Annotated in this window: 25 protein-coding genes, 6 tRNA genes and 1 other RNA gene; 14 read left to right on the top strand and 18 right to left on the bottom strand. The window is 52.7% G+C overall.

What is annotated here, in order from left to right; all coding sequences use genetic code 11:
* Nucleotides 1-71: 71 nt before the first annotated feature.
* Nucleotides 72-992, top strand: a complete 921-nt coding sequence (locus ACIP6T_RS10100) for a LysR substrate-binding domain-containing protein (protein ID WP_345828828.1) — start codon at nt 72-74, stop codon at nt 990-992.
* Here the strand turns inward: ACIP6T_RS10100 and ACIP6T_RS10095 are convergent.
* The 6 genes from ACIP6T_RS10095 to ACIP6T_RS10070 all read right to left on the bottom strand — a co-directional run bounded on the left by ACIP6T_RS10095 (nt 989) and on the right by ACIP6T_RS10070 (nt 2,072).
* Complete coding sequence (locus tag ACIP6T_RS10095) at nt 989-1,321, bottom strand: FlxA-like family protein (RefSeq protein WP_097096518.1); 333 nt, start codon at nt 1,319-1,321, stop codon at nt 989-991. The two genes, ACIP6T_RS10100 and ACIP6T_RS10095, sit on opposite strands and share 4 nt — an antisense overlap.
* A gap of 171 nt (nt 1,322-1,492) precedes the next feature.
* Nucleotides 1,493-1,629: non-coding RNA, RtT sRNA (locus ACIP6T_RS10090), on the bottom strand.
* Nucleotides 1,630-1,671: 42 nt separating this feature from the next.
* Nucleotides 1,672-1,747: transfer RNA gene (locus ACIP6T_RS10085), tRNA-Lys, on the bottom strand.
* A gap of 4 nt (nt 1,748-1,751) precedes the next feature.
* Nucleotides 1,752-1,827, bottom strand: a tRNA-Val gene (locus ACIP6T_RS10080).
* A gap of 41 nt (nt 1,828-1,868) precedes the next feature.
* A tRNA-Val gene (locus tag ACIP6T_RS10075) sits at nt 1,869-1,944 on the bottom strand.
* 52 nt (nt 1,945-1,996) lie between these two features.
* A tRNA-Val gene (locus ACIP6T_RS10070) sits at nt 1,997-2,072 on the bottom strand.
* A gap of 272 nt (nt 2,073-2,344) precedes the next feature.
* On the opposite strand from ACIP6T_RS10070, the gene gltX reads away from it, so the two are divergent.
* A complete protein-coding gene (gene gltX, locus ACIP6T_RS10065; protein WP_400456730.1) occupies nt 2,345-3,766 on the top strand; it encodes a glutamate--tRNA ligase in 1,422 nt (473 codons plus the stop codon).
* Nucleotides 3,767-3,806: 40 nt separating this feature from the next.
* Here the strand turns inward: gltX and ACIP6T_RS10060 are convergent, their stop codons facing one another.
* Nucleotides 3,807-4,160, bottom strand: a complete 354-nt coding sequence (locus ACIP6T_RS10060; RefSeq protein WP_008102134.1) for a YfeC-like transcriptional regulator — start codon at nt 4,158-4,160, stop codon at nt 3,807-3,809.
* A gap of 111 nt (nt 4,161-4,271) precedes the next feature.
* Nucleotides 4,272-5,060 (bottom strand): formate/nitrite transporter family protein, encoded by a 789-nt coding sequence (locus ACIP6T_RS10055; protein WP_400456727.1) that lies wholly within the window; start codon nt 5,058-5,060, stop codon nt 4,272-4,274.
* A gap of 351 nt (nt 5,061-5,411) precedes the next feature.
* On the opposite strand from ACIP6T_RS10055, the gene ACIP6T_RS10050 reads away from it, so the two are divergent.
* Nucleotides 5,412-5,487: transfer RNA gene (locus tag ACIP6T_RS10050), tRNA-Ala, on the top strand.
* Nucleotides 5,488-5,532: 45 nt separating this feature from the next.
* Nucleotides 5,533-5,608: transfer RNA gene (locus ACIP6T_RS10045), tRNA-Ala, on the top strand.
* 235 nt (nt 5,609-5,843) lie between these two features.
* Here ACIP6T_RS10045 and ACIP6T_RS10040 read toward each other — a convergent pair.
* Nucleotides 5,844-7,034 (bottom strand): NupC/NupG family nucleoside CNT transporter, encoded by a 1,191-nt coding sequence (locus ACIP6T_RS10040; protein WP_097096521.1) that lies wholly within the window; start codon nt 7,032-7,034, stop codon nt 5,844-5,846.
* Nucleotides 7,035-7,401: 367 nt separating this feature from the next.
* On the opposite strand from ACIP6T_RS10040, the gene ACIP6T_RS10035 reads away from it, so the two are divergent.
* Nucleotides 7,402-8,643 carry an Nramp family divalent metal transporter gene (locus ACIP6T_RS10035; protein ID WP_097096522.1) on the top strand — a complete coding sequence of 414 codons (1,242 nt, stop codon included), beginning with the start codon at nt 7,402-7,404 and terminating at the stop codon, nt 8,641-8,643.
* 45 nt (nt 8,644-8,688) lie between these two features.
* Here ACIP6T_RS10035 and ACIP6T_RS10030 read toward each other — a convergent pair whose 3' ends face one another.
* Both ACIP6T_RS10030 and mgrA read right to left on the bottom strand, forming a co-directional pair.
* Nucleotides 8,689-9,045 (bottom strand): DUF2502 domain-containing protein, encoded by a 357-nt coding sequence (locus ACIP6T_RS10030; protein WP_097096523.1) that lies wholly within the window; start codon nt 9,043-9,045, stop codon nt 8,689-8,691.
* A 159-nt stretch (nt 9,046-9,204) separates the two neighbouring features.
* Nucleotides 9,205-10,194 carry an L-glyceraldehyde 3-phosphate reductase gene (gene mgrA, locus ACIP6T_RS10025; protein ID WP_400456724.1) on the bottom strand — a complete coding sequence of 330 codons (990 nt, stop codon included), beginning with the start codon at nt 10,192-10,194 and terminating at the stop codon, nt 9,205-9,207.
* A gap of 214 nt (nt 10,195-10,408) precedes the next feature.
* Between mgrA and ACIP6T_RS10020 the strand changes: the two genes are divergently transcribed.
* Together ACIP6T_RS10020 and glk are read left to right on the top strand one after the other, a co-directional pair.
* On the top strand, nt 10,409-12,064 hold the full coding sequence (locus ACIP6T_RS10020) for an alpha-keto acid decarboxylase family protein (RefSeq protein WP_400456722.1): 1,656 nt from the start codon (nt 10,409-10,411) through the stop codon (nt 12,062-12,064).
* A 160-nt stretch (nt 12,065-12,224) separates the two neighbouring features.
* Nucleotides 12,225-13,190: a glucokinase gene (gene glk / locus ACIP6T_RS10015; RefSeq protein ID WP_097096526.1), complete on the top strand. Its 966-nt coding sequence runs from the start codon at nt 12,225-12,227 to the stop codon at nt 13,188-13,190.
* 32 nt (nt 13,191-13,222) lie between these two features.
* On the opposite strand, the gene ACIP6T_RS10010 is transcribed toward glk, so the two are convergent.
* Both ACIP6T_RS10010 and ACIP6T_RS10005 read right to left on the bottom strand, forming a co-directional pair.
* Entirely contained in the window at nt 13,223-13,948 is a 726-nt protein-coding gene (locus tag ACIP6T_RS10010; protein WP_345828839.1) for a LytTR family DNA-binding domain-containing protein, read from the bottom strand.
* Nucleotides 13,945-15,636: a LytS/YhcK type 5TM receptor domain-containing protein gene (locus tag ACIP6T_RS10005; protein ID WP_400457118.1), complete on the bottom strand. Its 1,692-nt coding sequence runs from the start codon at nt 15,634-15,636 to the stop codon at nt 13,945-13,947. The genes ACIP6T_RS10010 and ACIP6T_RS10005 overlap by 4 nt, the downstream gene beginning before the upstream one ends.
* A gap of 319 nt (nt 15,637-15,955) precedes the next feature.
* Between ACIP6T_RS10005 and ACIP6T_RS10000 the strand changes: the two genes are divergently transcribed.
* The gene (locus ACIP6T_RS10000; protein ID WP_400456719.1) at nt 15,956-16,480 is read left to right on the top strand and encodes a GNAT family N-acetyltransferase; all 525 of its coding nucleotides are present in this window, start codon (nt 15,956-15,958) and stop codon (nt 16,478-16,480) included.
* Nucleotides 16,481-16,598: 118 nt separating this feature from the next.
* Nucleotides 16,599-17,834, top strand: a complete 1,236-nt coding sequence (gene alaC, locus ACIP6T_RS09995) for an alanine transaminase (RefSeq protein ID WP_097096530.1) — start codon at nt 16,599-16,601, stop codon at nt 17,832-17,834.
* Between the two features lie 41 nt (nt 17,835-17,875).
* Here the strand turns inward: alaC and ypdK are convergent, their stop codons facing one another.
* The 3 genes from ypdK to ACIP6T_RS09980 form a co-directional block, all read right to left on the bottom strand.
* Nucleotides 17,876-17,947, bottom strand: a complete 72-nt coding sequence (ypdK, locus tag ACIP6T_RS09990; protein ID WP_099686956.1) for a membrane protein YpdK — start codon at nt 17,945-17,947, stop codon at nt 17,876-17,878.
* A gap of 202 nt (nt 17,948-18,149) precedes the next feature.
* Nucleotides 18,150-19,178 (bottom strand): HlyD family secretion protein, encoded by a 1,029-nt coding sequence (locus tag ACIP6T_RS09985; protein ID WP_097096531.1) that lies wholly within the window; start codon nt 19,176-19,178, stop codon nt 18,150-18,152.
* A 5-nt stretch (nt 19,179-19,183) separates the two neighbouring features.
* Entirely contained in the window at nt 19,184-20,785 is a 1,602-nt protein-coding gene (locus ACIP6T_RS09980) for an MFS transporter (RefSeq protein ID WP_097096532.1), read from the bottom strand.
* Nucleotides 20,786-20,936: 151 nt separating this feature from the next.
* Here ACIP6T_RS09980 and ACIP6T_RS09975 point away from each other — a divergent pair, with 151 nt between their 5' ends.
* The 4 genes from ACIP6T_RS09975 (at nt 20,937) to ACIP6T_RS09960 (ending at nt 23,528) form a co-directional block, all read left to right on the top strand.
* Nucleotides 20,937-21,722 (top strand): IclR family transcriptional regulator, encoded by a 786-nt coding sequence (locus ACIP6T_RS09975; protein WP_097096533.1) that lies wholly within the window; start codon nt 20,937-20,939, stop codon nt 21,720-21,722.
* 7 nt (nt 21,723-21,729) lie between these two features.
* Nucleotides 21,730-22,182 (top strand): universal stress protein, encoded by a 453-nt coding sequence (locus tag ACIP6T_RS09970; RefSeq protein WP_097096534.1) that lies wholly within the window; start codon nt 21,730-21,732, stop codon nt 22,180-22,182.
* A gap of 9 nt (nt 22,183-22,191) precedes the next feature.
* Nucleotides 22,192-22,995, top strand: coding sequence for a hypothetical protein (locus ACIP6T_RS09965; protein WP_400456715.1), 804 nt, complete (start codon nt 22,192-22,194; stop codon nt 22,993-22,995).
* A 251-nt stretch (nt 22,996-23,246) separates the two neighbouring features.
* Complete coding sequence (locus ACIP6T_RS09960) at nt 23,247-23,528, top strand: membrane lipoprotein lipid attachment site-containing protein (RefSeq protein ID WP_097096536.1); 282 nt, start codon at nt 23,247-23,249, stop codon at nt 23,526-23,528.
* Between the two features lie 504 nt (nt 23,529-24,032).
* On the opposite strand, the gene ACIP6T_RS09955 is transcribed toward ACIP6T_RS09960, so the two are convergent.
* Nucleotides 24,033-25,250, bottom strand: coding sequence for an MFS transporter (locus ACIP6T_RS09955; RefSeq protein ID WP_345828849.1), 1,218 nt, complete (start codon nt 25,248-25,250; stop codon nt 24,033-24,035).
* A gap of 269 nt (nt 25,251-25,519) precedes the next feature.
* Here ACIP6T_RS09955 and ACIP6T_RS09950 point away from each other — a divergent pair, with 269 nt between their 5' ends.
* Nucleotides 25,520-25,759 (top strand): hypothetical protein, encoded by a 240-nt coding sequence (locus ACIP6T_RS09950; RefSeq protein ID WP_097096538.1) that lies wholly within the window; start codon nt 25,520-25,522, stop codon nt 25,757-25,759.
* Nucleotides 25,760-25,797: 38 nt separating this feature from the next.
* Here ACIP6T_RS09950 and ACIP6T_RS09945 read toward each other — a convergent pair whose 3' ends face one another.
* Nucleotides 25,798-26,697, bottom strand: coding sequence for a DMT family transporter (locus ACIP6T_RS09945; RefSeq protein ID WP_400456712.1), 900 nt, complete (start codon nt 26,695-26,697; stop codon nt 25,798-25,800).
* Between the last annotated feature and the right edge of the window lie 156 nt (nt 26,698-26,853).

Genomic DNA, 26,853 nt, shown 5'->3' with positions numbered 1-26,853 from the left:
TGGTGCTGATTGTGCGCTAGCCGCGTTTAGAAATAAAATTGATTTATTGCATCAATCTATGAGTGGAATCGATGAATTATACCCTGCGTCAGTTGCGCACCTTCGTTGCGGTGGCGCATCACGGTAGCTTCAGCTTGGCGGGGCAAGCCATTGGCCTCAGTCAGTCGGCCGTTAGCCACAGTATTAAAGAACTGGAAGCTGAGATGGGCGTGCGATTGCTGGATCGTACTACGCGTGAAGTGATCTTGACCGAAGCGGGGCAGCAGCTGGCTTCTCGACTAAAACGCTTGCTGGAAGAGTTAAATACCACGGTGCTGGATGTGCGGAGTTACGGCGAACAGCGCAGTGGTACGGTGCGCGTTGCCGCCAGCCAGACGCCTTCAGCGCACCTGATGCCACAATGTTTGGCCAGCAGCCAGCAGCGCTATCCCGATATTCGCGTCATACTGCACGATCGAGTGCAGCAATGGGTGCTGCAAAGCGTGCGCAATGCGGAGGTCGATTTTGGTATCGTCATCGGCCCGCTTAATGATACCGATTTCGATAGCGAAGAGATTCTTCAGGAACCTTTTTTACTGCTCTGTCATGAAAACGATGAGCTGGCGCAGATTGAGCAAGCAGAGTGGTCGATGTTGGCGGGACGCAGCATGGTGCTGCAGGATTATGCTTCCGGTAGCCGCGTGCTGGTTGATGCGGCGCTACAACAGCTGGCGTTAAGTGTGAATGTGGTGCAAGAGATAGGCCATCCCGCCACTCTCTATCCGATGGTAGAAGCGGGCATTGGCATCAGTATTCTGCCAGCGCTGGCGCTGCCGTTACCTTCCGGATGCAAACTCAGGGTGCGAAGACTCTACCCGGAAATAAATCGCAGCCTGATGCTGATTAAGCGAAAAAACCGCTCTCTGACGCCTGCAGCGGAAGCGATCTGGCAAGAGGTGCGTCAGCAGGCCGCTCTGCTGACGCAACAACGCATAGTTAAACCAGCGTTTTAAACATAAACGTTAATCTGATTGGTATCGGTTGGGCGATTAATGCCATCCGCTTTCGTCGCAGCAGGCTGTTGTGCTTCCTGCTGCTGCTGTGCCTTTTCTGCTTGCTGCTGCTCAATTTGCGCGATTTGCGCTTCAATCATTTGAATCTGTGATTGCAGCATCTGTTCCTGTTCAGATTTTTGCTCATCGGTGAGCGTATCGTCGCTGGAAAGATCTTTCAGCTGTTTGGTAATACTTTGAATCTGTTTGTTTAGACTGGCAATTTCCGAAGTCGAACCGCCGCCGCTGCTCGCCGTGCTGATACTGCTAACGCTTGATATAGAAGACATCGTTTTCTCCTTGCAATAGACCATTATCGTTATCGGTCAAAGGCGGAGGCGACTTGAGGGTAGGGAGTGTTAAGCTTGCGAAAAGGTTTTGTAGGGATTGAACGCTTAAGAGGAAGCTAACCTTCTGAGCACAGAAACGAAAAAAGCGCCAATAGGCGCTTTTTTCTGAATTGGTGGGTCGTGCAGGATATGCCTCGGCCCATCCTGGGCCTCGCCCTTCGGGTGATGCTTACGCATCAGCCTGAATCGCTCCCGGCGATTCAGTCGAACCTGCAGCAGGTTCTCACCCTGCACGCTAACCTTCTGAGCGCAGAAACGAAAAAAGCGCCAAAAGGCGCTTTTCTCTAAATTGGTGGGTCGTGCAGGATTCGAACCTGCGACCAATTGATTAAAAGTCAACTGCTCTACCAACTGAGCTAACGACCCGAAGTGGTGGGTGATGACGGGCTCGAACCGCCGACCCCCTCCTTGTAAGGGAGATGCTCTACCAACTGAGCTAATCACCCACTTCGGTACTGCTTAACAAGAGCGTTTTTCAACTGAGATATGGTGGGTGATGACGGGCTCGAACCGCCGACCCCCTCCTTGTAAGGGAGATGCTCTACCAACTGAGCTAATCACCCATATCTTATCTCTTGTTCACTGCGGGCCAACTCAAAAATCTTCATTTAAGAGTGGTGGGTGATGACGGGCTCGAACCGCCGACCCCCTCCTTGTAAGGGAGATGCTCTACCAACTGAGCTAATCACCCCCGCTGTGTGGAGTCGCATTATAGGGATCCTTTAAAGTGAGTCAACGCTTTTTAAAACTTAAATGTGCGTTCGCTTTAAAAATAATCATCGTGAAGGGCTTTTAGCCAATGTGCTGGTTTTATTAGCAGAAAAGCGTTCAGCAAACCGGGATGCCGCCGCGACAATCATTGAGGAATCATCCTCACCTGCTAGAATATGCGCACTGTTTTTCGCGTTAACCCGTTTTTTTGTCATCCAGACAATGAAACCTGCGCATTTAAGGCAATGCTGAATGAAAATCAAAACTCGCTTCGCACCCAGCCCTACCGGCTATCTGCATGTGGGCGGTGCACGTACTGCTCTTTACTCCTGGCTCTATGCTCGCCACAACAAGGGCGAATTTGTTTTGCGTATCGAAGATACCGATCTGGAGCGATCCACCCCGGAAGCCATCGAAGCCATTATGGACGGTATGAACTGGCTGAGCCTCAACTGGGATGAAGGTCCGTATTATCAGACCAAACGTTTTGATCGCTACAACGCGGTGATAGACGACATGCTGGAAGCAGGCACTGCCTATAAATGCTATTGCAGCAAAGAGCGTTTAGACGCGCTGCGTGAAGAGCAGATGGAAAAAGGTGAAAAGCCGCGCTACGACGGACGTTGCCGCGATAGCCATGAACATCACGCCGCAGATGAGCCGTGCGTAGTGCGCTTCCGCAATCCTCAGGAAGGCTCGGTTATCTTTGATGACCAGATTCGTGGTCCGATCGAATTCAGCAACCAGGAACTGGATGACCTGATCATTCGTCGCACCGACGGTTCACCAACCTACAACTTCTGTGTTGTCGTGGATGACTGGGATATGGGCATCACCCACGTGATCCGTGGCGAAGACCATATCAACAACACGCCACGCCAGATCAACATCCTGAAAGCGATTGGTGCAGAAGTGCCAACCTACGCGCACGTATCAATGATCCTCGGTGATGACAGCAAGAAATTGTCTAAGCGTCATGGTGCAGTTGGCGTGATGCAGTATCGCGATGACGGCTACCTGCCAGAAGCACTGCTCAACTATCTGGTGCGCCTCGGCTGGTCACACGGCGATCAGGAAATATTTAGCGTGGCGGAAATGGCTGAGCTGTTCACCCTTGATGCAGTGAGCAAATCCGCCAGTGCTTTCAACACGGAAAAGCTGCAGTGGCTGAACCATCATTACATTAATACGCTGCCGCCGGAATATGTTGCTACGCAGCTGCAGTGGCACATTGAGCAGCAGAAGATTGATACCCGCACGGGGCCGGAACTGGCGAAGCTGGTGACGCTGCTCGGCGAACGCTGCAAAACGCTGGTTGAGATCGCTGCCTCTTGCCGTTACTTCTATGAAGAGTTTGAAGCCTTTGATGCGGATGCCGCGAAGAAGCATCTGCGTCCCGTTGCGCGTCAGCCGCTGGAAGTGGTGCGCGATAAATTGGCGGCCATTAGCGACAGCAGCTGGAATGCCGAGAATGTGCACAATGCGATTCAGGCGGCGGCAGATGAGCTTGAGCTGGGCATGGGCAAAGTCGGTATGCCGTTGCGCGTAGCCGTTACCGGTGCGGGTCAGTCTCCCGCGTTGGATGTCACGGTAGAGGCGATTGGTCGTAGCCGTAGCGTAGCGCGAATTGAGAAAGCGCTGGCGTTCATCGCTGAGCGTGAAGCAAACGCATAACCTGATATGAAAAAGCCGGAAGCATGTGCTTCCGGCTTTTTTATTCTTCCTGAATTCCCAGCCTTTCCAGTACGCCGCGAATCCCTTCCCGTAATAACAACGCCGCAAATTGTTCCTGCTCCGCCGCTGTCATTTGCTGGACAGAATTTATTAATAACGCAGGTAACGTATTTTGTTGTGCACCGTAATTAGCCGCCGGTTCGTTCGCGTGGCGGGTAGATTGAACAAAGCTTTTTACGCGTTCATCAATATGAATCAATCGCGCTTTACCACCCTGAACACCGGGTTTCGGCGTGGTTGTCCAGTTTTCACGCTTGATCCATTTATTCACCGTTTGCCGACTGTAGCCCGTTTCCAGCGCGAGCTCCTCGGGGGTAAGCCATTCCTTTTTCACGATGCTGTCCCTGTTAAATACATTAGCTATACATATTACAACAAAACGTAACGGGGAGAAGTAACCTAGGCAGAAAATGCCTTCTGCTCTACAACAAAAGGCATATTTCTATTATTGCGCTTCGCTAACCGCGGCGCTTTCTGGACGGAAAGCGATGAAATAGGTGAGACCAACAAATACTGCGCCGCCAACACCGTTACCAAGAAATACGGCAATAACGTTTGGCGCAAATTCAGCCCAGCTCAGTTGGCCTGCGAAAATTGCGGCCGGCACAATAAACATGTTAGCGACAACGTGCTGGAAGCCAATCGCCACGAAAGCCATCACCGGGAACCACATGCCAAAGATCTTACCCACCACGTCTTTGCTGGCGAAGGCGAGCCAAACGGCCAGACACACCAGCCAGTTGCAGCCAATGCCGGAGATGAAGGCATGCAGGAAATCGGCATTCACTTTGGCGTGGGCAATTGCCACGGTTTTCTTCAGGTAATCACCCTCAGTCATCCCCAGCATGTGACCAAAAAACCAGGCGACCGCCACGCTGCCGATGAAATTAGCAATGGTTACCCAAAACCAGTTACGTAGCACGTTAAAGCCACTGATTCGGCGCGCGAACCAGGCTATCGGCAGGGTCATCATATTTCCGGTGAGCAGTTCGCCTCCGGCCAACACCGTCATAATCAAACCGACCGGGAATACGGCGGCACCCAGCAATACGCCGAATGAGCCCCATTCTGCCGGGAGTTGATTAATAACATGCAGGTCGAGCAGAAAACCGGTGGCGATAAATGCTCCGGCCATAAAGCCAAGAATTAACAAGGTGGAGATAGGCAGGCGGCTTTTAGCTACGCCAGCTTGAATCGCCAGTTGGGCGATCTCTTTTGGGGTATGCAGCGACATAATTCACTTTTCTTTTATTGAACAAAGGGATATTGCTGGCCGGTCATAAAGAGAAAGACCCTGGAAGGATGACCGGTTAATTAGCGCGCTAAGTTTCACACGCACCATTAACGAAAACAAGACTGTTCCTAACATCTTTAACTAAAGTTTAACGATGTAATGCCAGGTCGTTGCCAAATAGCCGAGTGGGAGTGGGCTCAGAAAGGCGGCGCACCCTGAAAAAAGGCTATGATAGCGTGGGGTTGACGCCTTTTTCAGCGATCGAACACAGAACGAGAATTTGACGTTGACACTCAAGAGGCGGTTTCATATTATGCCGTCCGTCGAGTTTACTCGGCAGTTTTTCGGTTCGGGGGTATAGCTCAGCTGGGAGAGCGCTTGCATGGCATGCAAGAGGTCAGCGGTTCGATCCCGCTTATCTCCACCAAACAAACCTTCCCAACGGTTTGACCGAAAAATGATTTCCAGATGTGGGGGTATAGCTCAGCTGGGAGAGCGCTTGCATGGCATGCAAGAGGTCAGCGGTTCGATCCCGCTTATCTCCACCAAATCTCTGTTCGTTCTGAACACATTCAAAAAACCATCAATCTAGAGCAGCGCAATCTATTGTGCGGTTTTGCCGTTTCTCAAATGCGCAGGCAGTAACAGCGGAAATTCAATATCGTGCAAAGATTTTACCTTCAGCGATGAGGCGGGTGATTGCAGGGGAAAGCAGGGACGATGCGGGATAGAACCGATTGAACAATTAAGATGAGAAGGGCGAGCCGAAGCCCGCCCTGACGATCAGAAGGCCAACACCAGACCGGCAATGGCTGCAGACAGCACGCTCACCAGCGTTGAGCCGTACAGCAGTTTCAGGCCGAAGCGTGAAACCACATTACCTTGCTCTTCGTGCAAACCTTTAATCGCACCCGCCACAATCCCGATTGAGGAGAAGTTAGCAAAGGAAACGAGGAACACTGACAAGATACCTTCCGCATGCGGCGAGAGTTGACCGGCGATTTTCTGCAGGTCCATCATCGCCACGAATTCGTTGGAAACCAGTTTCGTTGCCATGATGCTGCCAACCTGCAGCGCTTCGTGCGAAGGCACACCCATCACCCAGGCGAATGGATAGAACACATAGCCCAACACGCCCTGGAAGCTGATGCCGAAGATCAAATCGAACAGTGCGTTCAGGCCGGAAATCAGCGCGATGAAACCAATCAGCATTGCGGCCACAATAATCGCAACTTTGAAACCGGCGAGGATATATTCGCCCAGCATTTCGAAGAAGCTCTGACCCTTATGCAGATCCTGCAACTGCAGATCTTCTTCGCTGTCCACGCGGTATGGGTTGATAAGCGACAAGACAATAAAGGTGCTGAACATGTTCAGAACCAGCGCAGCTACCACATATTTCGGCTGCAGCATGGTCATGTACGCGCCGACAATCGACATGGAAACGGTCGACATCGCGGTCGCTGCCATGGTGTACATGCGGCGCTGTGACATTTTGCCGAGGATATCCTTATAGGCGATGAAGTTTTCTGACTGTCCCAAAATCAGAGAGCTTACGGCGTTAAAGGATTCCAGTTTGCCCATACCGTTGACCTTTGACAGCACGGTACCAATGCCGCGAATGACCCATGGCAATATACGGAAATGTTGCAAAATACCGATCAACGCTGAGATGAAGACAATTGGGCAGAGAACATTCAGGAAGAAGAAGGCGAGGCCTTTCTCATTCATGTTGCCGAATACAAAGTTGGTGCCTTCGGCCGCATATTTAAGCAGATGATCAAACACACCCGCGAAGCCTTGTACAAAGCCGAGGCCAACGGATGAGTTAAGGAAGAACCAGGCCAGCAGCACTTCGATCACTAAAAGTTGAACGATGTAGCGAACGCGAATGCTTTTACGGTCGTGACTGACCAGCAAGGCCAGCACGGCTACCACCACTAGTGCTAAAATAAAATGCAAAACATGGGACATGTCGGCTCCAAATTTGAGGAGGGTTGTATTTTGCTGCGTATTCTATGTAACGCGTTACTTAAAAACGAGATCAAAACCACATTATAAGTAATCGCTATCGCGTTATTTCTCAGATAAGTCTCACCGCTCACAACCCGGTTACAAATCATTCACAAGAAATATCCACAAAAACATTGTCTATAAAATGACCCAGGAGTAGAGTCAATTGCGTTGCCACTTTTTTGACGAGAACACGCTTTACCTAAAGGTATAGCAATGGCTATACTTCATAGCACTATCTATTAATACAATAACTATAATCAAATTTCACTTGCCTTGCTGACCGCTTAAGCTGCTCGGGTCACATGCATTAAGACAGGGTCAAACTATGTTAGAAAGCCGCACCGTAGAGCGCGCCGCTCGCGGAGCCAGAAAGATCAAGCTCGCCCTGCTGGGTCCCGCGTTTATCGCGGCTATTGGTTATATCGATCCCGGTAACTTCGCAACCAATATTCAGGCCGGCGCCGCTTACGGCTATAAGCTGTTATGGGTGGTGGTGTGGGCCAATGTCATGGCGATGTTGATTCAGCTCATGTCCGCCAAGCTGGGGATTGCCACCGGCAAAAATCTGGCTGAACACATTCGCGATCGCTTCCCGCGCCCGGCGGTGTGGTTCTATTGGGTGCAGGCGGAGATCATCGCAATGGCAACCGATCTCGCGGAATTCATCGGTGCAGCGCTTGGTTTCAAACTGTTATTGGGGATATCGCTTCTGCAAGGCGCGGTATTAACCGGGATTGCTACTTATCTGATTTTGATGCTGCAGAGTCGTGGCCAAAAGCCGCTGGAACTGGTGATTGGCGGTCTATTACTGTTTGTGGCGGCCGCCTATATTGTTGAGCTGTTTTTCTCACAGCCCAAGGTCAGCGAATTAGTTGTTGGGATGGCATTACCTACGTTACCGACTTCAGATGCGGTTTTCCTTGCCGCTGGGGTATTGGGCGCCACTATTATGCCGCACGTGATTTATCTGCACTCGGCGCTGACGCAGCACGGTAATAAAGGCAGTAAAGCGGAACGCTACTCCTCCACTAAGCTGGATGTGGCGATCGCGATGACCATTGCGGGCTTTGTTAATCTGGCAATGATGGCGACGGCCGCAGCAGCGTTTCACTTCAGCGGCCATTCGAGCATTGTCGATCTCGACCAGGCGTATCTCACGCTGCAGCCGCTGCTTGGTCAGGCTGCGGCTATTGTCTTCGGCCTGAGCCTGGTCGCTGCCGGTCTTTCATCTACCGTGGTCGGTACGCTGGCGGGACAGGTGGTGATGCAGGGCTTTATTCGCTTCCACATTCCATTGTGGTTCCGTCGTACTATCACCATGCTGCCCTCATTTATTGTGATTTGGGCGGGATGGGATCCTACGCGTATTCTGGTGATGAGCCAGGTATTGCTGAGTTTTGGTATCGCGCTGGCGCTGATTCCGCTGCTGTCATTCACCGGAAATCGGGAGTTAATGGGCGACGCAATGGTTAACTCGCGCCTGATGCAGAATGCCGGGCGGCTGATTGTGGTGTTGGTGATCGCACTAAATCTTTACTTGTTAGTGGGTGAGGCGCTCGGCTGGTAAGACGCAGATAAAAGAAAAATCCCGCAATTAAGCGGGATTTTTCCTTTAATGATGGTGATGATCGTGATGGCCACGGCGATCGTCATGGCGATGATCGTGACGCCAGTGTTCACGACGTTCGCGTTCATGCCAGCGACGTTCGCGCTCACGTTCATAAGCGCGGTGACGTTTCCACTCTTCATGACGCCACCAGCGATGATCGTTGTACTGATAACGGTCGTTCCACCAGCGCGGTTCACGCCAGCGACTGCCGTCCCAGTAATTGCCGTGTCGGTCGCGATCGCCGAGATGTAGCGTAACACCCGGAGCTAAATTGATGGTGGCACTATTGGCTTCTGCTGTGTGCGACGCCAGCGGGGATAGGGATGCCAGCAAGGCGGCAAATAAAATGGCACGTTTCATAAATTCTCCTTTTCGGCGGCTTATTACTGCTACCGTTGCGCTATTTTGCCACATCGGACCAGCCATACCTTGAGAATCAATCCGAAAAAACGTGGCGGTACATCTTTGGAGAATTTTCTGCTACAGAGAACACCCGGCAAAAGCCGGGCGAGTAAGCGTTTACACTAAGATATTATCGATAGCTTTAATTTCATCCGAGCTCAGCGCTGGCTGACTTAACATCTCCACGGCATCATCAATTTGCGCAGTTTTGCTGGCACCGATTAGCACCGAGGTCACCCGCGCATCGCGCAATACCCAGCTTAATGCCGTTTGCGCCAGCTTTTGGCCACGCTGCTGAGCAATGGCCTGCAACTGACGCACTTTTTCCATCTTCTCTTGTGTCAATTGGCTTTCACTCAGGAACTTACTGCCGCTCGCGATACGCGAATCTTCTGGAATACCCTGCAAATAGCGGTCAGTTAATACGCCACCCGCCAGCGGTGAGAAGGCAATGCAGCCAACGCCGTTATCGCCTAGCACATCCAGCAAACCCTGTTCCGGCGTGCGCTCAAACAGGGAATAACGCGGCTGATGAATCAGGCATGGCGTACCGAGATCGCGCAGAATCGCAATTGCTTCAGCGGCTTTGTCCGCTGGATAGTTCGATATGGCGGCGTACAGCGCTTTGCCCTGACGCACCACCTGATCGAGCGCACGCATGGTTTCTTCCAGTGGGGTTTCGGGATCGGGACGGTGATGATAGAAAATATCCACATACTCCAGCCTCATACGTTTAAGGCTCTGATCGAGACTGGAAATCAAATATTTGCGTGAGCCCCAATCGCCATAAGGGCCATCCCACATGGTGTAACCCGCTTTCGTCGAGATCACCAACTCATCGCGTAGCCCTTGAAAATCCTCGCGCAGAATGCGACCAAAGTTAGATTCTGCCGATCCCGGAGGCGGGCCGTAATTGTTGGCCAGATCGAAATGAGTAATGCCGCGATCAAAGGCGTGTCGCAACAGTTCACGGCTATTATCGACGCGGGTACTGTCGCCAAAGTTGTGCCATAGCCCCAGCGAAATAGCCGGTAACTTCAGGCCGCTACGGCCACTGCGACGATATTGCATCTGTTGATAACGTTCAGGATGGGGAAAAGCAGTCATGCAGCGTTCCTGTCTCAATAGGGGAGAAAGTGACATCAGCATAGCAGTGTATGCGTTTACACTAAGGTGAAACGCGCCGAAGATCGCAACTTACAGAATTATCTGTCGTCGTAACGAATGCTTGCCACAAATCCCCGCATCGCGATGGTGAAAACCTCGCCAATTCAGCCACATCGCTAATACTCCTGATCATCCCCTTAACAAGGAGCTGTCGATGAAAACCTTCAATATTGGCGATTATTTACTGCACCGTTTACAGCAATCCGGCATTCGTCATTTGTTCGGCGTGCCGGGTGATTACAACCTGCAATTTCTCGATAGCGTGATTGCGCACCCGGAAATTACCTGGGTAGGTTGTGCGAATGAACTCAATGCGGCCTATGCGGCAGATGGCTACGGTCGCTGCAACGGCGCAGCGGCGCTGCTGACGACCTTTGGCGTCGGTGAATTAAGTGCTATCAACGGTATTGCTGGCAGCTACGCCGAATATGTGCCGGTAATTCATATCGTTGGCGCGCCAGCGAGTCAGGCGCAGCAGCAAGGGGATTGCGTGCATCATTCGCTCGGTGACGGCGATTTTGGCCATTTTCTTCGTATGGCGCAGGAAGTGAGCGTCGCCTCTGCGGTGTTAACGGCGGAAAATGCGGTGGCCGAGATTGATCGGGTGATCGCCGAGGCGCTAGAGCAGCATCGTCCGGGCTACTTGTTACTGGCGGTGGATGTGGCAGCAAGCGATGTTGTGATGCCCAGCGCAATAAACGTCGTTTCTGACCAGCAGCAGCAGCAGGTGGCCGCCGCGTTTGCCGATGCGGCAGAACGCTTTCTGGCACCGGCGCAGCGGGTCGCGCTGCTGGCGGATTTCCTCGCCTCGCGCTGGCAGCTGCAGCCACAGCTCGAAACGCTGCGGCAACTGCGCGCGATTCCGGCGGCCACCTTATTAATGGGCAAAGGCGTGCTGAATGAGCAGCAGCCAGGCTACGTTGGCACTTACGCAGCAGAAGGCAGCAGCGACCACGTACGTCAGGCGATTGAGGACACCGACGTAACGCTGTGCGTCGGCGTGCGTTTTACCGACACCTTAACCGCCGGCTTCACACAAAATCTGCCTGCCGAACGCGTCATCGATCTGCAGCCGTTTCAGGCCAAGGTCGCTGGCGAGGTGTTTGCGCCGCTAACGATGGCACAGGCGCTGGCTGCATTAATGCCGATTTATCAGCGACACTGCGCGCACTGGCGACTCGCAGAGGGCATGCAGTGTGAAGAAAATGAGCATATCGGTGCGGCGCTAATCAGTCAGAACGCTTTCTGGCAGGCGATGCAGCGCTTCCTGCTGCCGGGTGACATTATCCTTGCCGATCAAGGTACTGCCGCATTTGGCGCCGCGGCGCTGCGCTTACCGGTCGATGCGCAATTGTTGGTGCAGCCGTTATGGGGGTCGATTGGCTATACTTTACCTGCCACCTTTGGTGCGCAAACCGCACAGCCCGATCGTCGTGTGATTCTGATTATCGGGGATGGCTCAGCGCAGTTGACGATTCAGGAATTGGGCTCGATGCAGCGCGATGGTCAACAACCGATCATCTTTCTCCTGAATAATGATGGCTATACGGTTGAGCGAGCAATTCACGGTGCCGAACAGCGTTACAACGACATCGCCCAGTGGAACTGGACCGCATTGCCCCACGCGATGAGTGTACAGTGCGCGGCGCAGAGCTGGCGCGTCAGCGAAACGGCACAACTTGAGGCGGTGATGGCGCAATTAATGCTTAATCGCCGCCTGTCGCTGGTAGAAGTGGTAATGGATAAACAGGACTTACCGCCGCTGCTGCGTAAGGTGACCGCCGCGTTGCACCAGCGCAATAGCCGCTAAAATTCGGAAAGTTGCCGCTGTGCAGTGAGGCAGGGGATCGGTAGGCTGTGCAGCATTGTTGAATGGATTACGCCCATCGTGCAGGTGGGCGTTGTTGTTTTATTGGCAGGCTTTTATAGTGTCCTGCAATTGTTTATGACCCAAGCGGAGCAGCAGAAGAATGACAACATACGCCCTGGTCGGCGATGTGGGCGGCACCAATGCCCGCCTCGCATTGTGTGAGGTGGAAACTGGCACAATTTCGCAAGCCGAAACCTTTTCAACATCAGACTACGACAATCTCGAAGCGGTGATCCGTCATTATCTCGACGAGCAAAAGCAGGACATCAAACATGCCTGCATCGCCATTGCCTGTCCGATCACCGGCGATTGGGTGGAAATGACCAATCACGATTGGGCGTTTTCGACCAAAGTAATGAAGCAGAATCTGGCGCTGGAAAGCCTGGAAATCATCAATGATTTCACTGCGGTATCAATGGCGATTCCAATGCTGAGCGAAAAGGAAGTGATTCAGTTTGGTGGCAAGACGCCGGTTGAAGGTAAACCTATCGCCATCTATGGTGCAGGCACCGGCCTCGGCGTGAGTCATCTGGTGCATGTAGATAAACGTTGGATCAGTTTGCCGGGCGAGGGCGGTCACGTCGACTTCGCGCCAAACAGTGAAGAAGAGAGTGACATTCTTGAGGTGTTACGCGCGGAAATTGGCCATGTTTCGGCTGAACGCGTGCTTTCCGGTGCGGGATTGGTCAATCTGTACCGTGCCATCGTCAAGTCTGATGAGCGCGAACCCGAAAATCTTAAACCAAAAGATGTGACCGAGCGTGCGTTGAAAGATACGTGCATCGATTGCCGTCGCGCGCTGTCGCTGTTCTGCGTCATCATGGGCCGCTTTGGCGGTAACCTGGCGTTGAACCTTGGCACCTTTGGCGGCGTCTATATTGCCGGCGGTATCGTGCCGCGCTTCCTCGATTTCTTCAAAGCTTCCGGCTTCCGTGCAGCGTTTGAAGATAAAGGCCGTTTCCGCGATTATCTGGTCGATATTCCGGTATATATGATCACTCACGATCAGCCGGGCTTGCTGGGTGCCGGGGCGCATCTGCGTCAGGTGCTGGGTCGCGAGCTGTAATTCCCTGGGGCGAGCGGCGTCTGCCGTTCGCCTTATAACCTCATCAACTGCCGAAAGGCTTTCACCTTGCTGCGACTCACCGGCACCTGCGCATCCAAATCACGTAACTTCACCAAATAAGTATTGTTAAACCAGGGTTCGATCTCGCGTATTTTGCTGAGATTAACGCAATAAGAGCGGTGGCAGCGGAAGAACTGCTGCTCCGGCAAACGGCTACAGAATTCACTGATTACCATCGACATCACATAAGCCTCGCGCCGCGTATAAACAAACGTTAGCTTCTCGTGAGCCTCAACATAGTAGATCTCGTTGATATCGGTGACGATAATGCGCTCATCTTTGATCAGATTGACGGTTTGCGGGGTGCTGGCCGAGGGGTTATTAGGCTGAGATTGCTGCTGTACGCTGGCTTCAAGCTTACTCAGCATCGTCACGATACGTGATTCGTGATACGGCTTAAGAATGTAGTCAAAGGCGTCCAGCTCAAACGCTTCTACCGCATGTTCTTTCCATGCAGTGATAAACACAATCAGCGGCTTATGGGCAAACTGATTGATGTTTTGCGCCAGCAGCATGCCATCGAGCGACGGAATATTGATGTCGAGGAAAATGACATCTACCCGATGATTTTGCAGGTACTTCAGCACTTCGAGCCCATCATCAAAGCAGGCTTCAACGCTGATGTTACTGTGCTGCTGAATCATCCAGCTCAACTCCTGCTGGGCGAGAAACTCGTCTTCAACGATGATGGCTTTCACGCAGAGGTTTCCATGGTATGGCGTAACGGAGCAGGGAGCAGCTGACCATTTTTGCTCAGGGTAAAGGCGATTTCTGTCCCGGGATTATGGCGGCTAATGCTCAAACCCTGTCCGGAGAGTAATTTCACCCGATGATGGACATTTAACAGGCCAATTTTGTTGCCGGGCATCTCATTACGTGCCACGCGGTTCATCACATCGTCACTGATCCCTGCGCCCGTATCGCGCACCGCCACGCGGACCTGGTCGCCCAAATCTTTCACGCTCAGCGTTACTACGCCCTTGCCGCGACAAGGCTGAATACCGTGCACGATGGCATTCTCCACCAGTGGCTGAATTAGCAGGCTTGGCAGCGTGAAATGGAGATCCTCATCCACGTCATAAATCATCGTCAACTTATCGCCGAAGCGCGCCTGTTCAATGGCGATATAATCCTTTACCTGCCACAGCTCTTTCTTGATATCGATAAGTTCATCATCGTTGAGTTCGAGGTTGTAGCGTAAATAACGTGACAAATTAATCACCAGCTGGCGCGCCGTATCTGGATTGAGGCGAATCGAGGATGAGATAGCGTTGAGGGCGTTAAACAGGAAATGCGGGTTAATTTTACTTTGCAACGCGCGTAATTCAGCCTTGTTTGCCATCTCGCGTAGCTGCTCAGCGCGTGACACTTCCAGCTGCGTTGAGATAATTTGCGAAAGCCCAATCGCCATCTCTTTTAACGAACCGGTGATGCGATGTGCGCGACGATAATAGATTTTTAAGGTCCCGGTCACTTCCCCTTTTTCCCAAAGGGGAATAACCAGCATCGAGTGAATATCTTTGGTACGGTGCGCCTCATCGTTATTCTTAATGATAATTTTGCCGCTGGAGATCGCCTGCGCGGTGGTGGGGCTAATCGCATCGTCACCGTTGTGATAGTTCTGCTCGCCGTAGCCAACGTAGGCTAAAATCTGCTTGTTATCGGTGATGGCGACCGCATCGGCATGAATGTCGGTACGAATGATATCGCATACTTTATGCATCGACTGGCTATCAACCTGACGGAACAGCGGCAGTGTTTTGTTGGCGATTTCCAATGCCAGCTTAGCCTGACGTGCAGCAATCGCCTCTCTTTCACCTTCGACGCTTTGTACCAGCAGCACAATCAAACCAATACTTGATGCGCCGAGGATCATCGGCATAGCAATTTCATAAACAATGGTAAGACCCAGCGCCATGGGCTTGGCCCACAGTACAATTAGCAGCATGGTCAAACTTTCACACAGCATGCCGCCGATAATCCCGGCACGCCAGCGTTGCTCTTTACTAACGCGCTGATTGATCACGCCTGAAGCCACTCCAGCAATAATGCTGGTGATCAAACAAGGTATGGCTGTAATGCCATCCATATCAATCAGATAGCGATGTACGCCGGCAATTAAGCCGGTGGCGATGCCCACCCAGGGACCAAACAGGATGCCGCCGGACATCACCGCAATCACTCGCACATTAAGCAGCGAGCCGTCGACATTAATGCCGGACCAGGTGCTGAACAGCGCGAACAGCGAGAAAATGGCCGTTACTACCACCTTTTCACGCACTGAATGCTCATCTTTTTGCAGCAGTTGACGAAACACACGTGTGCGCGTGAGGAAGAACAGGCAAATCAGCATCAGCGCCGCACGGTCAAACACCGCCAGCAGCATGTCGAAGTGGGAAAGCAAGGGCATCTCTCAGGCAGGAAAGAAAAAGGTATGATAAAAAATGTGATCGCGATCCGCCAGCACCACGACAATCAACAGACCTTTCTCGTAGCCAGGATCAATTTATGCCGCTTCGGTCGCCCTAAATGGCGCCCCTACCTGCTCCGTTCCATAAGGTCGCCATTCATGGCGACCAGGCAATCCCGGTAAAAAGAGGAAAAGTTGAGTAGTAAAAAGAGGATTAGCGAAACCGTGCGCCGATCGCTGGTTGTCAGCAGGTCGGTTTGCTATGTTGCCGTATGCAAAAAAGCGGAGCTCAGCCATGCAATTACTCACCCCACGTTTATCCCTTAGTCGGCTGCAACCGGAAGACTGGCAGATTTTCAAAGCGGTGCATGAGGATGCCGCAACCATGACCTGGGTGAGTGAAATTCCTGATGAAAACGATATTCGTCAGCGCTTTAACGAGCGACTTGCGCCGTGGCAGGCGAGTAGTTTCCACATGCTGTGTCTGGTAGCACGAATCAGAGAAACGGACGAACCCATTGGCCTGTTTGGCTGTAGCGCGGAGTGGCATCCCTATCGGCAGGCCGAAGTGGGCTATATGCTGCGCCATCGGTTTACCGGTCTCGGTTTTGGCAGCGAGGCGCTGGATGCCCTCTGTACCTTTCTGCTCCAGGCAGAATTTCATAAGCTGAAAGCGATGGTCATTGAGGGGAATTGGCCGTCGCGACGCATTCTCGAGAAGAATGGTTTCGCCCTGGAGGGAACGTTACGGGATAATTATCTGCTAAACGGCCAATGGGTAAGCGATTGGGTGTTTGGCCGCCTCAATCCAAATAATTAAAATTATTTTATTCTGCTCTCGACAATCTTGTTATCAGCGCGTTATGTTCTTGGTGCGGTCAACACAATGACCCACGTCGCTCGGACGGTCCGGGCGCTTACGTAATCCAGAGGATATCATGGCTGATAACAGCACACCCCGTCGTTTCTCGCGTATTGAACGCCTTCCCCCGTATGTTTTTAACATTACCGCTGAATTGAAGATGGCTGCGCGTCGGCGCGGTGAAGACATCATCGATTTTTCGATGGGTAATCCGGATGGCCCAACGCCGCCGCATATCGTCGAAAAACTTTGCCAGGTGGCGCAGCGAGAAGACACGCACGGTTATTCAACCTCGAAAGGTATTCCGCGTTTACGTCGCGCAATTTCGCGCTGGTACGCCGATCGCTATCAGGTTGAAATCGATCCGGAATCAGAAGCGATTGTCACCATCGGTTCCAAAGAGGGCCTGGCACACTTAATGCTGGCCACGCTCGATCACGGCGACACCGTGCTGGTGCCGAACCCGAGCTATCCCATTCATATTTACGGCGCGGTGATTGCCGGTGCGCAGGTGCGTTCTGTACCGCTGGTGGCAGGCGTTGATTTCTTCAACGAGCTGGAGCGCGCGATCCGTGAAAGCTATCCGAAGCCGAAAATGATGATCCTCGGCTTCCCTTCGAATCCCACTTCACAATGCGTTGAGCTGGATTTCTTCGAGCGCGTTATTGCGCTGGCGAAGCAGTACAACGTGCTGGTCATCCACGATCTCGCCTATGCCGACATTACCTATGATGGTTGGAAAGCACCGTCGATTATGCAGGTGCCAGGCGCGCGCGATGTGGCTGTGGAATTCTTTACCCTGTCGAAAAGCTACAACATGGCGGGCTGGCGTATTGGCTTTATGGTCGGTAATAAAGAGCTGGTTGCGGCGCTGGCACGTATTAAGAGCTATCACGATTACGGCACGTTTACGCCACTGCAGGTGGCCGCGATTGCAGCGCTGGAAGGCGACCAGCAGTGCGTGCGCGACATCGCCGAGCAGTATAAACGCCGTCGCGATGTGTTAGTGAAGGGCTTACATGAAGCGGGCTGGATGGTCGATTTGCCCAAGGCATCAATGTACGTCTGGGCAAAAATCCCCGATCACTACGCGCATCTTGGCTCGCTGGAGTTTGCTAAATTATTGCTGCAGGAAGCTAAAGTGTGCGTCTCTCCGGGCATCGGTTTTGGGGATTATGGTGATACTCACGTGCGTTTCGCGCTTATTGAAAACAGCGATCGTATTCGTCAGGCGGTGCGTGGCATTAAAGCGATGTTCCGCGCCGACGGCATTTTGCCAGGAACGGTGAAAGCACTGGAAGAAGAGGAATAAGCGCTGAGTGGGGCGACTGCGCGTCGCCCCGCCTGGCGGCTCTACAGCATCAGTACGAAGGTACCGACCCAAAGCAATAGGAAGAAAGAAATTCCCATCAAAGCGTATCTCACAAAACAACTCCTCTGAGCGGCTACCCAGCGGGCGATCCCAAACCCGCGTAACCCGAACAGAATAAGAGAAAGGTGGAGTTCATAACCGCTACACGCTTTCTTCTCAGGTCGCTCCAGGCAAGCCCAGAACAGGATCGATCGTTAATTTACGCGGAATTTTGCGGAAAATAAATAGCGCGCTTCTGAGAAGTTGCTCACATTTTCATCGCGCTTCAATTTCCGGTATTGCCGACATGCCAACACGCAGTTTGGCCAGGTCAGCCTGGTTGGCATCCAGCACGATTTTCACCGGAAGACGCTGGACGACTTTAGTGTAATTGCCGGTGGCGTTGTCCGGTGCAATCGCCGAAAAGGTCGCGCCGGTTGCCGGTGCAATGCTATCAACGCGACCGGTAAAAATCTTACCCGGCAACGCATCAATCTTAACCTTCACCGTTTGTCCTTGCTGCACATCTGCCAACTGCGTTTCCAGATAATTGGCGGTGATATAGGTTTGCTGTAACGGAACAACGGCCAGCAAGCGCGTACCGGCGCTGACATAGGCGCCCAGACGCACCGAACGCTGACCCACCATGCCATCGACTGGCGCCGTAATGCGCGTGTAGGAAAGGTTTAGCTTTGCCTGATCGACGCTAGCCTGCGCGGCGGTGACATCCGCTTCCGCCTGTCGTACGGCTGCCTGCAGTACGCCAACCTGCTTAATCGCAGACGCTAACGCGGCTTCACTTTGACGGACGGTGGCGGATGCCGAACGCTGTGTCGAACTGGCTTTTTGCTGGTCGTCTGCCGCAATGGTGCCATTTTTATACAGCTGGTTGTAACGTGCGGCGCTTTGTCCAGCGTACTGGGCGGAAGCCTGATTTGCCGCCACGGTCGCTTTCGCCTGCTCAATAGTGGATTGTTGCTGTTCAAGCTGCGCCTGGCTGCTCAGGCGTTTCGCCTCGCTAACCTGCAAATTGGCCTGCGCGGTTTCAAGCGCCACGCGGTAATCGCGATCGTCGAGCGTCGCCAGCAATTCCCCAGCCTTAACCCGCTGGTTATCCTGCACATTGACGCTGGCGATATAGCCGGAGACTTTCGGTGCAACCAGCGTGTAATCGGCATTAACGTAAGCATCGGTGGTGCGGCGATCGTTGCCGGTCATGGTGGACCAGACAAAAAAGGCTATCGCCAACAGCACCAGTAACAAGGCGCTTAACAGCACCGTTCTTTTCATAGCAAAAGCTTGCATAGCAATTATCCCGACGTCGTCGTTACAGGTTGAATCAACGTTTGTGGCGGCCAGACGCGTTTTGGCAGCCAGGCGGTTAACAGTAAAAGCAGGGCGGCGAATGCAATCAGCATCTGATAGCAATCGCTCAGGCTAAGCACCATCGCCTGGTGTTTCAGTAAGGTGGCAAAGCCGCTCAGGTTTTCTGCGCTGCTGGCACTACCGTCAGGCAGCAGGGGGAAACTGCTGCTGGACTGCGTGCTGTCAGGGGCGGTCATCAGCCATGCGCGGCCGGTGGCGTTATTGATCAGCACATTGGAGTGAAACTGTTCGCGGTGGCTGATAAACCATTCAACCAGCGTACCAGCCGCGATGCTGGAGAAGCCGCGCACGGTATTGAACATCGCTGAAGCAAAAGGGCCTTCCGGCGGTGCGACCACGCTGGTGGCGCTCATCAACACCGGTAAAATCACCATTGGCTGACCGAAAGCCTGCAGAATCTGAATCAGCCAGAAATTCTGGCGTGCCCAGTCGGTGGTAATGTGCATGCCCAGCAAGCAGGACGTCACCAGTAGCGCGACACCCGCCGTGAGCATCCAACGGCAATCGACCCAGCGAATATTCAGCAGTGCGGCAAGGAACGGCGCTATGAGCAACTGCGGTAAGCCAATGGTTAACGCCAGCGGTGCAAATTGCAGCGTGCGAAAACCCTGCACCTGCGCCAGATAGGCCGAAGGCAGCGCTGAACCCGACAGGGAAAGAATCAACACGCCTGCCAGCACCAGCAGCCCATGCGCGAGGTTGCGCCTGCCCAGCATTTGCAATTTGAACAGCGGCAGCGGGTGAAACCATTCATTAATAAAGAAAACAGTCAGCAACGCCAGCGCGCTGAATAATAGGGCGCAGAATAACGGCGATTCGAGCCAATCGAGCCGCTCGCCCTGCGTCAGTGCCAAAATTAACAGCGCCATGCCGCTGCAGCCGGTAATCATGCCGAAAAGATCGATCTGTTTGAAACGCTCAAGGCGCAGCGGATCCTGCGGCAAGCCCCAGCCAATCAGCAGCATGGCGATGAGCATGGCGGGAACAACTTGCCAGAATACAAACAGCCAGCTGACCTCATCGGTCCAGAAGGCTGCCAGCGAGGCCGCCATATTCGGACCAAAAGTCGCGGTCAGCGCATAGCCCGCTAAACCATAAAGTTTGATTGGCGGCGGCAGGAAGCGTAGCGCGACGGTCATCAGCATCGGCGGCAGCGCACCACCAAACAAACCTTGCACCACGCGCAGCGCAATAAATAGTGGCGCGTTAGGCATTAATGGCAGCAGCAGGCCGCTGAGCATAAAGCCTGCAGAGACGCAGAGCGCAAAGCGTCGCAGTGAAAAGGTGACGGCTAGCCAGGGCGCAATCATCATTGCCGCCACTTCAGCGGCCTGGTAGGCGGAAATGATCCAGCTTCCCTGGTCGTAGCTGATGCCGATAGCGGCGCGGATGTCGGCTAACGCGATATCGGTGACGCGATCGTTCAATCCTGAAGTGAGGGCGGCGATCAGCACGCCAACCAGTCCCAGCGCCAGGCGCAGGGTAAATGGATGGGGCACCGGAGCCGCAGTGGGCTGGGCGTTCATAGCAGGCTTCTCGTTATAATGTTGATGCAGTGTATTGCAATGTGATACAGGCGGCATATTACATATCGATATGCTGTATTGCAATGTGATACAGGGTGTAAAAGTGCGATCATTCGCGCTAGAGTAGGGCAGGCCAAAAAGGAAGAGATAAATGGTTGAACGTCCCTCAAGCCGTGAGGATGAAAAAGCGGGTGGTATTCAGGTCATCGCACGTGCGGCAAAAATTTTAAATGCGCTGGGTGAGCATCCTGGCGGCATGAGTTTGGGTGAAATCGCACAGGTGGTTGATTTGCCGCGCTCCACTGTGCAGCGTATCGTCGCCGCACTGGATAGTGCGCAGCTGGTGCGCAGCAGTGGAGCGGGCGGTTTACGCCTCGGGCCTGCGTTGCTTAAACTCATCTCCAGCGTACACAGCGACGTGGTGGATATTGTACGGCCCTTCCTCGAGCAACTTTCATCAGAGATAAATGAAACGGTCTCGCTTTCGCGCGCTAACGGAACGCAGTTATCCATCGTGCACTATGTTGTCGCATCGCGTGAACTACGCGTGGTGCCGCGCATCGGTTTAAATCTGCCGCTGTATAGCACTTCAGGTGGACGCGCGTTGCTGGCGCTGGAAAGCGATGATGATGTGCGCGTGATGATGGGTGAAGCTTATAAAGAGTTGACCGAGATGACGGTGAAAACGCTGCCACAATTGTTGGCATTAATTGCGGAAGTGCGCAGCAGCGGACTGGCGATCGACCGCGGTGAAACGCTGGAGGGCGTTTCAACCATGGCGGTTGCTATCGACACGCTATTTGGTCGATTCTCCATTTCGCTGCTGGTTCCGAGCGCGCGTTTTCATAAACACGAAGCGCACTATCGTGAGCAAATCATCAAGTGCAAAGATGCCTTGATTCGTGAAATTGGCAAAATGACCGCTGTGGAAGGATAACCAACTGATGAAAACCTTGCTGATGGCCATCGATAACTCACCGGTGGCGGAGAAAGTGATTGCGTTGACCATTGAACAGGCATTGGCACAACAGGCTCAGGTCACAGTACTGTGCTGCGTCGATCCTGCTTATTCCTCATGCAATCAGCCGATTGAGATTGACGCGGGTGAAGATCCTGATGATTTTGTCGCGGCGAAAGATGAGCAAAACACCGCCGAAATGGTGGTGCGTCATGCGTTAGCCCCTTTGCTGCGAGCGGGCGTCACCGCCAAAGGGTTAATTCTGGCAGGCGAAGCGGCGGAAACCATTGTTGCGCAATCGTCTCTCTTGCAAGCCAGCATGATTATCATGGGACGGCGTCATCTGTCGCCGTTTAACCGCCTGTTGAAAGGGTCGGTTAGCGCGGCGGTTATTGAGCGCGCCAATTGCCCGGTTTTAATTGATGTTCGTAAGGATTAACGCCGTTCGATGCTCTCGCTTTTTCCTATTACGCTTGCCGCTTTCGCGCTGCTGGCGATCATTATCATTTTGCTGGTGCGCACCACCTCGCTCAGCGTTTGGCAAGGGGTGCTGCTGTTTCTGCTGCCGCTCGTTCTGGCGAATTTGCTGTGGTTCAGTTGGCTACATCCGCGACAGGAGCGGCAGGCGTTAGTCTCTGACGTCGCGACTCAGCTCAGCCTCGCGCCCGGTTATCGCCTGCTAAAAATTCAGGAACCCGCGCTGTGGCAGCTGCTGAATCGCGAGCTGCTGCATAAGCGGCTGGAAGGCGTACCCGCCGATCAGGCTCTGGGCGATATGCGTGGTTGGTTGATGGATCTGGTGAATCAGCGCCTCACGCGTGCTCCCGATGCGGCAATTCTCAACTACGTGCGCGTGTCGGTTGAAGAGATGCAGGCGCTGCAACAGCAGGAACCACAGCGCTGCTTCCGCTTCCTCTATCCCCAGGTGAATGGCGGCGTTAACCTGCAACAGGTGCTGTCGCCCGAATTGAATCAGCGAGACGCTCAGGCACTTGAAACCTTGCTTCAGCAGAGCACCGGTCAGGAACAGCCGCTGGATCAGGCTGCAGCGCAGCGCGATCTGCAAAGCGTCGTGGAGAAGTTGTATGGCAAGTGGGGCGATAGGCTGCAACAACTCAATATGCCTGCTGATACCGCCGTCGATCGCGATGCGATGTGTGCGATGTCGATCGATCTCTATAACGGCATTCTCGCATTGCCTGACAAACAGGCCGCCAATCTTTTGCGTAAGATGGTCAGCCTTACCGGTTAGCGGGCAAAAAAAAGCCCGCTCAGCGCGGGCATAAAGGTCACTTTCCGTATCATTTTTATGTAATCACCTGGTGTGGTGCAGACGTCGTTTTGTCTGAGGGCATCATCGCACCGGTGGTGTGATAAGCAAAACCGTTTGGTTTTATTGATTTGATTGGCAAAAACTTCGCAGTAACCAGACATTTCGCGCTTTACTCCTATAGATGAGCGCGGCGTTGCATTTTAGACTGCGACGCTTGAGAGGACATCCTAATGAAAAAAGTGTTTGTTAGCGCTTTGGCGCTTTTTATGTTGGCCGGGTGCAGTGTCAGCAAGCCGGGAGGATTTGAGCGCGTGGATGAAGATATCAGTTCAAATACCGTACAGTATCGCTACGATCCGCAAAAGCTTAATAAAGATGCCATGGAAATTGACCTGGCAAATTATTGTAGTCAGCGGGGTTTTGACAAAGTGGAATCATTGCCTGCGCAAAAAAGCCATTTGCCCGGATTAAAGAAAGCCTGGTATCAATGCAATTATGCGGTAAAAAGCTAAAAAAATAGGGCGGGATAATTCCCGCCCTTTTCATTTTCTTATTATTTGCTGTGTGTGCTTTGCCCAACTATCTGCGGTGTCCATAACCGCCATGCCCATGATGCCAGCCTCCACCTCCGTTATGGCCCCAACCAGGACCGCCGCGACCGTGATCGATAATACAGCCACTTAACATCGTCATAATGGCTACCACTGACGCAACCTTAATGAGCTTTTTCATGGAGAGTCCTCCTCTGTTCCAATGTCGCCAGATTACAGTGGAATAGTGGAGTGAAGATGCAGGAAATGTAGAGTTATTACTGGATGTATTACGGAGTGTGTCAATTAAATGCTAAAAATGGCGGACGCTAAAATAAACCAATCGGAATAGACCGAATGCCTGATAATAATAACGCGATTATTCCGAAAGGCAAGGGTGAATAATTGAGGGTCTTAATAAAAGTGTATTGTGGATAAATGGTGAAGAGAATGACTGCCGCCGAATAAAGCGGCAGTCCGATAGGGTTAATTATTCAATAAAGGTTCTGCCACGGTTTGACGATTTGGCAGACGGATGCTGAGCGACAGGACCAGTGAAATCACCAGCAAGGTCATAATCAGGCTGAAGGTGACGGTAAAACCACCGAACGCAGAGGCGACCAAAGAACCCAGTACGCTGCCGATACCGAAGCCGAGGTAGATTAAGCCATAGTTCTTGGTCAGGTTATTGAGCCCAAAGAAATCGCTCACCAGTGACGGGAATACGGTGATGGTACCGCCAAAGCTAAAGGCGACGCAGGCTAATGACAGGAAGAAGGTGGTTTCATTCATGTGAGTGAACAGCAGAATACTCATACCTGCCAGGGAGACAATCTGCGCGAGCGTAATCACACGAATACGCGCCATTTTGTCCGAAAGCACACCAAGAATAAGACGACCACTGAGATTGGCTATTGCAATCACCGTCACCGCATTCGCTGCTGTCTGCGCGCTAAGATGTACCATGCCCTCGCCGATATCTTTCGCCACGCCAATGACGTACAAACCGCTCATGCAAGCCGTCAGGAACATCAGCGCCAGCATCCAATACTGCGGTAAGCGCATCGACTGTGCGAGGGTATAATCTTTTGCCTCAAGCAGCGCGTTGCCACCACTTTTCTGCATGGGCGCATCACGCATCATCAGCGCACCGAAAATGATCATACTCATGGCCAGGACACCCCAAATCATGAAGGTGTTTTCGAGGCCTTGAGTGCTGAGCAGCGCACCGCAAATAAATTTGAAACCAAGACTTCCTAATCCGTATGCACCAATAGAGCAGGCAGAAATCAGTCCTTTGCGCTCAGGGAACCATTTCACGCAGTTTGATAGTGTCATCAAATAACCGGCACCATCTGCGAGTCCAACCAGGATACCGGCGCTGAGGTACAGCATCATCAGATTGTCGGCATGAGCTGTCAGCCAGAACCCTACCGCCATGAGAATACCTGCGCCGATGGTTACGTTGCGCACGCCAAAACGTTCTTGCAACTTCCCGGCCAGTGATGATGCGATTGCCAGGCCAAGACTGAGCAATCCGAACGAGAAGGCCACCTGGCTGATAGGCGCATCCAGTTTCTGTGCCAGCTGACCGTTAAACAGGCTCCAGGTGTAAACCGAGCCCAAAGCGAACTGAGTGATAATGGTGCCGATTAGAGTAAGTATGCGAGTACGTTGGTAATTCGCGTTGGTTGCTGTTTTCATTTTTGTCTCTCATTCGAGAATGCGGAATCTGAGGCGATAATAAAGTGCCTTCGCGCGTGCGGGGTGGGCATTGGCGCGAAGAGACAAGACAAGGGAATGAAATGCAGCGAAACGGGTATGAATGACATTGCGATGACAAATCGTGATGTCATTTCAAGCGTAGCGATTGCTGCGGGTAACCATGTGTAAGCAGGTGTATCTTTGGCGCTATATTGCCTGCAAAGCTGGCGATGTTTGCCAGGCTTAAAATTCATTCAAGAGGAGGAAATATGAAAGACCGAGCATATGAATCCACGTCGAGCGAGGATGAGGTTTGCTGCATTATCGGTCAGGCGGTGATCGAGTTAAGCGATGAGCATCAACCAGTGAATAAATCCACATTGTCGCTGAAATTACTGGCAATGGCCGACCGCGACAAAGACGATGAACGCGTCCTGCTTTACTGGATTGCCAGGAAAGCCATCACTAAACCTCACCAGCTCAATATCGGCGTTCAGGGCTGGCGCTAGAGGAACAAAAGAGCGGGCGCAATGCCCGCTCTCGTTTTTCATGCCGGGCGCAAGCGCCTCGGCGTCGGCCAGCGTACAAACATCACCATATTGCCTGCCAAAATCATGACTAAGCCTACAATGGCATTACTGTGCCAATGATACCCCTCATAAAGGGTTGAGAGCGTGAGCGCTACTAACGGGAAGAGTAGCGTGCTATACGCTGCCTGGCTGGCACCGATACGACCCACCAGCGTGAAGTAAGCGCCAAATCCCAACACTGAACCGAATATCGCCAGATAGCCCATGGCGGATAGCCACTGGACGTTCAGCGCTGGAGCCAGCGAGTCGCCGTTAAGTAATGCCAATGCAGCCATCACCAACGCGCCGTAAAGCATGGCGTAGCTGTTGGTGGTGAGCACATCACGCTGTCGACGCTGATGACGCAGGGAAATCATATTTCCGAATGAGAAACCAAGGGTACCAAGCGCACTCAAACCCACACCCCACAACAGTTGCGGGGCGGGATGCGCAGCCTGAATATCATTCCAGAACAGCGCGACAATGCCGCCAAGGCCAAGAACCGCGGCAGGCAGTAGACGAAACGAAGGGCGTTGACGAAAGAAAATCCAGCTGTTGAGTGCGTTGTAAAGTACTGCCATCGAGAAGATGACCGACTCCAGTCCGCTGCTAATCCACGCCGCTGCATGGTAGAAGCAGACAAAGTTAAAGCCAAACACACAGCAGCCTTGTAGCAGGCAAAAGAGGTGATCGCGCTTATCGAGCGCGCGCAGGCGGCGCATCAGTTTTAATATCGCCAACATCACCAGTGAAGCCAGTAAAAACCGCCAAAACACCGCCACCAATACCGGTGTTTCAGCCGCTTCCTGCTGCAAGAAAATGGCGATCCAGGTAGTGCCCCAAATCATCACAACGGCAAGATACAACATTAAATTCATCACAAACTCTCCGGCAAGAACTGGCCCGCAGTGTGGCGCGAATGCTCATCGTCGGCTTGCACGCTTTTGCGAGACAATTGCAAAATCTTGCGCTTTTTCTTTCCTTGTCCTGCCGTGGCCTGTTCTCTGTCTGCTGAGATCCGTACACTGTGCGCT

Source organism: Pantoea sp. NPDC088449, from assembly GCF_044753225.1.
GTDB lineage: Bacteria > Pseudomonadota > Gammaproteobacteria > Enterobacterales > Enterobacteriaceae > Pantoea > Pantoea floridensis.
Note: the sequence above shows the minus strand (reverse complement) of the source record. Positions and strands in the feature narration are given on the sequence as shown.